Origin of the sequence: Pseudooctadecabacter sp., from assembly GCF_020627745.1 — a bacterium.
Classification (GTDB): domain Bacteria; phylum Pseudomonadota; class Alphaproteobacteria; order Rhodobacterales; family Rhodobacteraceae; genus Octadecabacter.
Genome location: NZ_JAHDGE010000059.1, coordinates 1 through 8,244, shown reverse-complemented (window position 1 = coordinate 8,244; position 8,244 = coordinate 1). Strand labels below are relative to the sequence as shown.

Below are 8,244 nucleotides of genomic sequence, written 5' to 3'. Positions count from 1 at the left end.
GCGTTAAGGTTAATGGCCCGAGGGGAATGGCCGTGAGGGATCACGGAGGGCGGCGGTGTGGCAGGGCACGGGCAGGCGCGTTAAAGTTAACGGCTGTGGTGGAATGGCGTGGGGAGGGGGATCGGGGGGATTTCGTGGACGAAAGTCCACGGGGCGCGGGCGTATTGCTACGGCTGGTGACGATTGGTGTGGTGTCATTTTGTCCGGACCGGGCCATCTGTTGCTGGCCGGAACGACGCTCATCGCCAGGGTTTCATCGGCTGTGGTGGTTTTCGCCCGGCAACAGCAACGTGGCGAGCGCGGCATCCGCCAGATCCGACTGCCCCAGCGCATCCATCACGGCCATGCCTTCGATCACTGTCAGGAGGGATTTGGCGGTTTTATGCGGCGTCGGGTCGTCCTTGGGCAGACGCGCGGCGATCCAGTCCACAAAGCCTGCGATGATCTGTTGGCCGGTCCGGATATGGGGCGATTGGCCATGGGCGGAGGCCGCGACAATGTCGAACCAGACCCGCAGGAAACCTGCCATTTCGGGGCGACGCTGAAACGCAATGACGTCTGCCACAAGGTCTGCGTGAGTGGCGACAGTGGCGGTGCTGTTTGCGTCCAGCGCGTCGGTGAAGCGCTGGGCCAGATGCGTCAGCAGGGCCGCGATTACCCCGTCCTTGTTGCCGAAGTGATAGATCAACATGCGGTCCGAGGTGCCTGCGGCCTTTGCCAGCGGGCGCAGGGATGCGGTGTTCAACCCGTGTTCAAGCACGTGATCGGCCATTGCGCCGAGCCAGTTGTCTGTCTTGGTGGTCATGGGGTGGGCCGTTGTTCTGGGGGACGCATGAAATTCTCCTTGTAGCGGTCGCTACATTTGCGGTATGTAGCAGGTACTACATTTTTAGCAGTGTTGAGAGGGAGGGCCAATGACCCTGTTTGATATTGTGCCGGTGATCGCGGCGGTGATCCTTGGAGGACTTGTGTTTGCTTTGGTCGCGCGGCGTCCGGTGAGCTGGATCGTACCGGCCAGTTTGTCGGCGGGGTTCGCGGCATGGTCCGTCTTTGCCGTCGTGACGGAAGGGCCTTTGGGGTTCTGGACGGAGCATGTCCGCAATGCCTGGGGCAACCAGATCTGGATGGATTTAGTGTTGGCTGTCGGAATGGCGTTGATCTGGCTGGTGCCGGCCGCGCGCGCGGTGGGTGTGCGCCCGCTGCCTTGGGTGGTTTTCACACTTGCGACGGGCAGCATCGGTCTGTGTGCCTTTGCGGCGCGGGTTCTGTATTTGCAAGGCAGGGCCGCCGCGTAGCCGCCTCGCCCTGAGGTGAGGCGGTTTGGGGGGTGCGGGCGCAGGCCGTTCAGACGTGGCCGATCCGGCTGAGGAAGGCGGACAGGTGACGGGCCACATCCGCAGGGTGGGTCGCAGGGCACAGGTGGCCCGCGCCGCGGATCAGGGCAAAGTCGCTGCCGGGGATCAGACCGGTCGTTTCGCGCACCAGATCGGGTGGGGTGGAGCCGTCGCGGTCGCCGGCTATTCCAAGCGTGGGCAGGCGCAGCCCGCTGGTTGGGGTATAGAGATCGGTGCCGGCGATGGCGGCACAGCCGCCGGCGTAGCCCTGTGGATCGGTGGTGGTAAAGGCCGTGCGCGCGGCAGGTGCATCCGGCCCACCCCAGCGTTTGAGGGACGCATCGAGCACGGCGGTCATGCCCCCGGACAGGGCGAGGGCCGCGCGGTCGTGCCACTGTCCCGGCTGGCCGATTTTGGCAGCGGTGGACACCAGGCACAGGCCGCGCACCAGATCGAGCCGTTTGATGGCCAGCGCCTGTGCGATCATCCCCCCGAGGCTGAGGCCGAGCACCACCGCGTCACGGACCTCAAGCGCGTCGAGGACCTGTTCCACGTCGCCCGTCATCGCGCCCATGGCATAGGGTGCGGGCGGCACCGACGAGGCCCCGTGACCGCGCAGGTCGGGCCGGATTATGCGGTGGTGGGGCAGATGTGCGCACAATGCGTCAAAGATGCTGTGGTCCAGTCCGAGGCCGTGGAGCAGCACCACAGGCGGGCCGGTGCCCGTGTCGTGCACGGCCAGTGTCGCCCCCCGGGTGTCAATCCTGCGCATCGCCGATCACCATATGGGCCATGATCTGGCCGTGGTCGGAGGCGAGTTTGTTATACGGCGCCTCGGGGTGGGAGCCGTCGGTGAGGTGGTCGTTGAGGACGGAGAAATACTCCATCTCACCGATTTTGGCCGGATTGTCGGGGTGGAAGTGGCGCGACATGTAGATCTGGTCGATGGATTCGAAGACGCCACCGAAGGCCGAGGTATAGACCATATCGCGGGCGGATTTGCGCACGAAGAGGCGTTCGGCGGAATGCAGGCGGACGCGGTCGATGTCTTCCTGAATCTGGTCGTTTTCGGCGTCGGTGTAGCGGTCCGAGCGGTGTTTGGCGTCGTGGCGCAGCATCCAGGCGTAGTTTTTGAAGGGGACCTCGCCGGAGATGATTTCAGAGCTGACGGAATGTTCGCTGTCGTTGAAATCGCCCAGCACCATGACGGGGTTGCCTTCGCCCAGTTCCTCGATGATTTCGCGGCGCAGGATCCAGGCCTCGGCCATGCGGCGCAGGGCGGCGCGCAGGGAGCCCAGGGCGCGGGCGGCGGGGTCGTAGTTGGTGAGGTCCTCGGCCGGGGATCGGGACGCGCCGCGCGGGGTGATGTGTTCGCCCAGTTTGGATTTCAGGTGGCAGTTGAAGACGGTCACAATCTGGTCGCCCACGGGGATGCGGGCCTTGAGGATCGGGCGGCTGAGGCGGCGGATGCGAAAGAAGCCTGCGCCGTCCTCGCCTTCGGTGGTGCCGCGCAGGCGCGAGAACGGGATGTCGAGGGGGTCGGGGAGGTCCTGCAGGACCTCGGGCGGTTCGGCAAAGCCAAGGCGCGACAGGATCGCCACGCCGGGGCGGCGTTGGCCGGGTTCGCCGTCGGCCACGTTGGGGGCCACGGCCAGTGCGCCTGTGCCGCCTGCCCCGAAATAGGGCGTGTAGGCCAGTTTGCGGAAAATCGCCTTGCGGTGGTAGCGTTTGGACGCATCGGGGATGTTGGCAGTGTTGGCGGCGGTGCCCATGGCGTCGGCTTCATCAATCACGGCGCGCAGGGTGGGTTCGTCAAAGATTTCCTGAAAGCCCACGATGTCGGCGTCCATGGTGAGGATCTGGTCGGCCAGCCATGCCTCTTTCCAGGCGTATTCCTCAGGTGTGTAGGATTGGTATTTGTAGTATTCCTGATCGGCCCCGATGAGATTTTTGACGTTAAAGCTGGCGATGGTGAAACGGGTCATGGGAAACCTTTCGCGTGGGTGGCCGAGGCGTGGGTCGGATGCCTCCGGCGGGAGTTGTATGGGCCAAGATGAAGGGGGGCGTCAGCGCAGGGTGTCAAGGGCGCGGGCGAACATGGCGGGGTCGACGTTGCCGCCGGAGATGGTGACGATGACGGTGTCGGTTTCGATGTCGTCTGAATGGAGCGCGGCGGCAAGTGCGGCGGCCCCGCCGGGTTCGGCCACCAGTTTGAGGCGCAGGAACGCCTGCGCCATGGCGCTGAGACATTGGTCTTCGGTGACGGACAGGCCGGGGCCGCAAAGACGGTGCAGGATCGGCCATGTCAGATCGCCCGGCTGGGGCGTGATGATCGCGTCGCAGATGTTGCCGGAGGTGGCGTTGTTGCGCTGGATCGCGCCCGTGGCCAGAGACCGCGCCACGTCGTCAAAGCCTGCGGGTTCCACGGGGCGCGCGCGTAGGGTGGGGGCGTCCGCCGCGAGCGCCAGAGCGATGCCGGAGGTCAGGCCGCCGCCGCCGCAACACACCAGAACGTCGGCGTTTTCGATGCCAAGCGCGTTCGCGTCCTCGGCAATTTCAAGCCCTGTGGTGCCCTGGCCTGCGATGACATTGGGGTCGTCGAAGGGTTTGATAAGGGTCAGGTTGCGGTCGGTGCTGAGGCGCGCGCCGATGGCGTCGCGGTCTTCGGTGTCGCGGTCATAGAGGATGACGTCCGCCCCCAATGCGCGGGTATTGTCGATTTTCAGTTGGGGCGCGTCCGACGGCATGATGATGACGGCGGAGGTGTCGTGGAGTTTGGCCGCATAGGCCACACCCTGCGCATGGTTGCCAGAGCTGAAGGCGATGACGCCGCGGGCGCGGGTGGCGTCGTCCATCGCGGCGAGGGCGTTGAACGCGCCGCGGAATTTGAAGCTGCCGGTGTGTTGCAGGCATTCCGGTTTCACCAAGATGCGCCGACCGGCCAGATCATCGAGGAACGGGGACGACAGCAGCGGCGTGCGCCGCGCGTGGCCTGCGATGCGCCGGGCGGCGGTGCGGATCATGTGGATGGTGCAAGCGTCGCTCATAGGTCGGTGATCCAGTCCTTGAGGGTGGAGAGGGATTCGGGTTCATCCAGAAACGGCACATGGCCGCGCCCCAAGACGGTGGCTGCGTGGGCGTCGGGGCGGCGGTTGCGCATGGCCTCAAACGTGGATTGCGTCAGCAGGTCGGAGGCGTCACCGCGCAGCAGTGCCAGCGGCAGGCCTGCCATGGCGTCGTAAAGCGGCCAGAGGTCGGGGGCGGGTTGGGCGCCGTCCCCCAGCACGGCGTCGCGCAGGCGGGGGTCGTATTTGATGACCAGCCCTGCGTCGGTTTCATCGTAGTGGTTGCGGACTTCGGCCAGCCAGCGGTCGTGGGGGACGCCTTTGAAGTGGGACCATGCGCGGGCGCGGAAGGCTGCGGCCTCCTCATGCGTGGATTGCGCCGGATTGCGGCCGATGTAGTTCTTGATGACGCTGAGGCCTGCGGGCGCGATTTCGGGGCCGATGTCGTTGAGGGCCACGCCCAGAAGGCGGTCCTTGGCGGTGGCGGCCAGCACCATGGCGATGAGGCCGCCACGGGAGGTGCCGAGGATCGCGGCCTTGTCGAGCCGCAGGTGGTCGAGCAGGGCCAGCGCATCGGCCCCCTCTTGCGGGATGGTGTAGGTCGCGGGATCGGCCCAGTCGGACTGGCCGCGCCCGCGGTAATCCATGCGGATCAGGCGGATACCCATGGCCAGCAGGTGCGGGGCCACGTGATCGAAGTCGGCGGTGTTGCGGGTGAGGCCTGCGAGGGCCAGCACGGGCAGGCCGGCACCTTCGTCGGTGTAGTGCAGGGGGGTGCCGTCCGTGGTCGTAAAGCGCGGCATCAGACCAGATCGGGGATGGTTTTCAGGTCTTTGAGGGTGCGGTGCGGGGCAGCCCAGAGCCGGTCCTGCGGGGCACCTGCGCGGTTTACCCAGACGGTGGCAAAGCCGTAACCGGCGGCCCCTGCGGCGTCCCATCCGTTGGAGGAGGCAAAGAGCACCTCCGTCTGGGGGACATCGAAGCGGTCCCAGACCAGATCGTAGACAGAGGTGTGGGGTTTGTAGATGCCTGCGTCTTCCACAGACAGAACATCGTCAAGGTATTCCCCGATCCCGGCGGAGCGCACGGCGGGGACCAGCATGTCGGGGTTGCCGTTGGAGAGGATGGCGATGTTGACGTCTTTGTCTTTCAGCGCCTTGAGCATGGCGTGGACCTCGGGGAAGGCGGGGCATTCCTTGTAGACCGCCAGCAGACGGGCGCGCAGGGCGTTGTCGCGCAGGCCGTTGTTTTCCATCGCCCAGTCGAGGGCGTCTTGTGTCACCTGCCAGAAGGGGATGTGACGCCCGCCGATCGCGCGCAGCCAGGTGTATTCAAGCTGTTTGGCGCGCCAGTCCTTGGACAAGGTGCCCCAGACGGCGGCGAACTGTGTCTGACCGGGTTCCTTGGCGACCTCACGTGCGGCGGCGTCCACGTCGAACAGGGTGCCATAGGCGTCGAAGATGCAGGTGGTGATGGTCATGGGGGTGCCCTTTGCTGTTGGGGTCAGCTTTGCATGGGGTGGGCGCGTTGGAAAGGGGCGCATTTGCATGTCGGGCGCGCGGTTGTTAGGCGGGGGACCGACAGGCGCGGCCACGGGGGTGTGCCGGACAAATCAAGCGAGGATATTTCCATGGGCGAGATCAAATCGGGCGACACGGTCGCCATTCATTACACCGGCACTTTGGCCGATGGCAGCACCTTTGACAGCAGCGAGGGCCGGGAGCCGTTGGAGTTTGTCGTGGGGTCGGGACAGATCATTCCGGGGCTGGACAAGGCGTTGCCGGGCATGGCTGTGGGTGACAAGAAGGTCGTCGAGATCCCTTGTGCCGAAGCCTATGGGGAGATCAACCCCGCCAACCGTCAGGCGATCCCCCGCGAGCAGATTCCGGCGGATATTCCGTTGGAGCTGGGCCTGACCTTGCAGATGCAAAGCCAGGACGGCCAGCACGCGATGCCGGTGACAGTGGTGGACTTGTCCGACAGCGAAGTGACGCTGGACGCCAATCACATGCTGGCGGGCAAGGATTTGACGTTTGCGATTGAAGTGGTGTCGATCAAGGCCGCCTGAGGCGGCGCGCAACCGGCCCCGTTTGAGTGTGGGGCCTCGGTCGGATTTTGCATATTTTTGAACCAAAGAAGCGGGGGACGGTGGTTCCCCGTTTGCGTTTTATGCAGGTCAGATGAAGCGGATGAGGGTGTTGAGGCCGCCGAGGAAAAACGCAGCGGCGGTGAAGACCCATGCGGCGAGGCTGAGGTAGGCACGGGGTCTGGACATGCGCGCATAGGGTGCCGTGCCGTCGATGCCGCGCGTTTGGATGATGTGCTGGACGCCCATGAGCACGATGAAGAGCAAAAAGATGCGTTGGTTCAGCACGGCCACCAGCCCGATGATGGCGGTGAACGCGCCGAAGATGTAAAATGGCAGTTTGTCGTTGATGGCGGTGAAAATCGTGGACGTCAGGCGGCCCCCGTCCAGCGGCCAGATCGGCACGAGGTTGAGAAAGTTCAACGCCCCGTTGACAGAGGCGAAGACGGCCAGCGGGTAGACCAGATCGGGCGCATTTATGACGGCAAGCGGGATCAGCGCATAGGCCAGCACCATGGGGGCCAGACAGATGGCAGGCCCCATGAGCGACACGAAGACCTGTTCTTCCTGAGTGGAGGGCGCGCGCGAGGAGATCGCGTAGCCGCCCAACAGCGGGACCAGACGGAAGTTGGCATCGTGGTGGCCGATGACGCGGTAGGCGGCCACATGGCCGAATTCATGGATCACGACGGTGATGATCAGGGACATGCCGAACACGGGCCCGAACAGAAACCATGCGGCGATAACGGCGAGGGCAGAGATGCCCAGACCCTTGGGATCAAGCCCGAGGATCGTCGTGCGCAGACGCGATGTCCAGCCGCCCCGCAGGATCAGATAGGTGCCGTAGCAGCAGGCAAGGGCCAGCAGGACGGTGACGGTGGGGCTCACCCCAGATTGTCCAGCGCGGGCATCATCATCACGTGCAGCCCGCTGTCCACGTGGATAATCTCACCGGTGGTGCAGGCGCCTGCGTCGGAGGCGAGGTAGACGGCGGTGCCGCCCACGGCCTCAAGCGTGGCGTTGTGGCGCAGCGGGGCGTTTTCTTCGGCGTAGCGGAAGGTGCGGCGTGCACCTGCGATGGCGGCCCCGGCGAGTGTTTTCATCGGTCCGGGAGAGATGGCGTTGACGCGGATGCCATCGGGGCCAAGGTCGGCGGCCAGATAGCGGGTGGCGCTTTCCAGTGCGGCCTTGGCCACGCCCATGACGTTGTAGTTGGGGGTGATGCGCTGGCTGCCCTCATAGGTCAGGGTCAGCAGGGTGCCGCCGTTTGGCATCAGGTCACGGGCGCGGCGGGCCACGTCGATGAAGCTGTAACAGCTGATGTCCATGGAGCGGGCAAAGTTGTCGCGGCTGGTGTCGGACACGCGGCCGGTCAGTTCGTTCTTGTCGGAATAGGCGATGGCGTGGACGACGAAATCGAGGCTGCCCCAGCGGTCCTTGAGGGCGGCAAAGCAGGCGTCCATGGAGGCCGCGTCGGTCACGTCTGCTTCAACCATAAAATCGCTGCCGGTGCTTTCGGCCAGCGGCCCCACACGTTTCAGAAGGCTTTCACCCTGATAGGAAAACGCAAGCTCTGCGCCTGCGCGGTGCATGGCGGAGGCGATGCCCCACGCGATGGAGCGGTCGTTGGCGACCCCCATGATAAGGCCACGTTTTCCGGTCATGTCGATGGTCATACTGTGCACTCCGCCTGTTGGGTTAACCTTTGCGCCGGAATTGGGGGGCGGGTCAAGGTTGGGGTGGGCGTGGTTGTGGTTGG

The 8,244-nt window shown here is 65.0% G+C and carries 10 protein-coding genes; 2 read left to right on the top strand and 8 right to left on the bottom strand.

From position 1 onward, the window contains the following. Positions 1-253: 253 nt before the first annotated feature. Positions 254-805 carry a TetR/AcrR family transcriptional regulator gene (locus QZ653_RS14460; RefSeq protein ID WP_296421152.1) on the bottom strand — a complete coding sequence of 184 codons (552 nt, stop codon included), beginning with the start codon at positions 803-805 and terminating at the stop codon, positions 254-256. 109 nt (positions 806-914) lie between these two features. Here QZ653_RS14460 and QZ653_RS14455 point away from each other — a divergent pair, with 109 nt between their 5' ends. After that, positions 915-1,295, top strand: coding sequence for a hypothetical protein (locus QZ653_RS14455; RefSeq protein ID WP_296421150.1), 381 nt, complete (start codon positions 915-917; stop codon positions 1,293-1,295). A gap of 49 nt (positions 1,296-1,344) precedes the next feature. Here the strand turns inward: QZ653_RS14455 and QZ653_RS14450 are convergent, their stop codons facing one another. The 5 genes from QZ653_RS14450 to QZ653_RS14430 form a co-directional block, all read right to left on the bottom strand. Next, on the bottom strand, positions 1,345-2,106 hold the full coding sequence (locus QZ653_RS14450; RefSeq protein ID WP_296421148.1) for an alpha/beta fold hydrolase: 762 nt from the start codon (positions 2,104-2,106) through the stop codon (positions 1,345-1,347). Then, positions 2,093-3,319 carry an endonuclease/exonuclease/phosphatase family protein gene (locus QZ653_RS14445; protein ID WP_296421146.1) on the bottom strand — a complete coding sequence of 409 codons (1,227 nt, stop codon included), beginning with the start codon at positions 3,317-3,319 and terminating at the stop codon, positions 2,093-2,095. Before QZ653_RS14445 ends, QZ653_RS14450 begins: the two co-directional genes overlap by 14 nt. An 81-nt stretch (positions 3,320-3,400) precedes the next feature. Then, positions 3,401-4,357: a threonine/serine dehydratase gene (locus QZ653_RS14440; RefSeq protein ID WP_296421144.1), complete on the bottom strand. Its 957-nt coding sequence runs from the start codon at positions 4,355-4,357 to the stop codon at positions 3,401-3,403. A 20-nt stretch (positions 4,358-4,377) separates the two neighbouring features. Then, a complete protein-coding gene (locus QZ653_RS14435; RefSeq protein ID WP_296421142.1) occupies positions 4,378-5,202 on the bottom strand; it encodes an alpha/beta fold hydrolase in 825 nt (274 codons plus the stop codon). Further along, on the bottom strand, positions 5,202-5,879 hold the full coding sequence (locus QZ653_RS14430) for a haloacid dehalogenase type II (RefSeq protein WP_296421114.1): 678 nt from the start codon (positions 5,877-5,879) through the stop codon (positions 5,202-5,204). The genes QZ653_RS14435 and QZ653_RS14430 overlap by 1 nt, the downstream gene beginning before the upstream one ends. 150 nt (positions 5,880-6,029) lie before the next feature. Between QZ653_RS14430 and QZ653_RS14425 the strand changes: the two genes are divergently transcribed. Beyond that, the gene (locus QZ653_RS14425) at positions 6,030-6,467 is read left to right on the top strand and encodes an FKBP-type peptidyl-prolyl cis-trans isomerase (protein ID WP_296421112.1); all 438 of its coding nucleotides are present in this window, start codon (positions 6,030-6,032) and stop codon (positions 6,465-6,467) included. A 108-nt stretch (positions 6,468-6,575) separates the two neighbouring features. Here QZ653_RS14425 and QZ653_RS14420 read toward each other — a convergent pair whose 3' ends face one another. Together QZ653_RS14420 and QZ653_RS14415 are read right to left on the bottom strand one after the other, a co-directional pair. Beyond that, positions 6,576-7,373 carry a metalloprotease gene (locus tag QZ653_RS14420; protein ID WP_296421111.1) on the bottom strand — a complete coding sequence of 266 codons (798 nt, stop codon included), beginning with the start codon at positions 7,371-7,373 and terminating at the stop codon, positions 6,576-6,578. Then, positions 7,370-8,161 carry an enoyl-ACP reductase gene (locus QZ653_RS14415; RefSeq protein ID WP_296421155.1) on the bottom strand — a complete coding sequence of 264 codons (792 nt, stop codon included), beginning with the start codon at positions 8,159-8,161 and terminating at the stop codon, positions 7,370-7,372. The genes QZ653_RS14420 and QZ653_RS14415 overlap by 4 nt, the downstream gene beginning before the upstream one ends. Between the last annotated feature and the right edge of the window lie 83 nt (positions 8,162-8,244).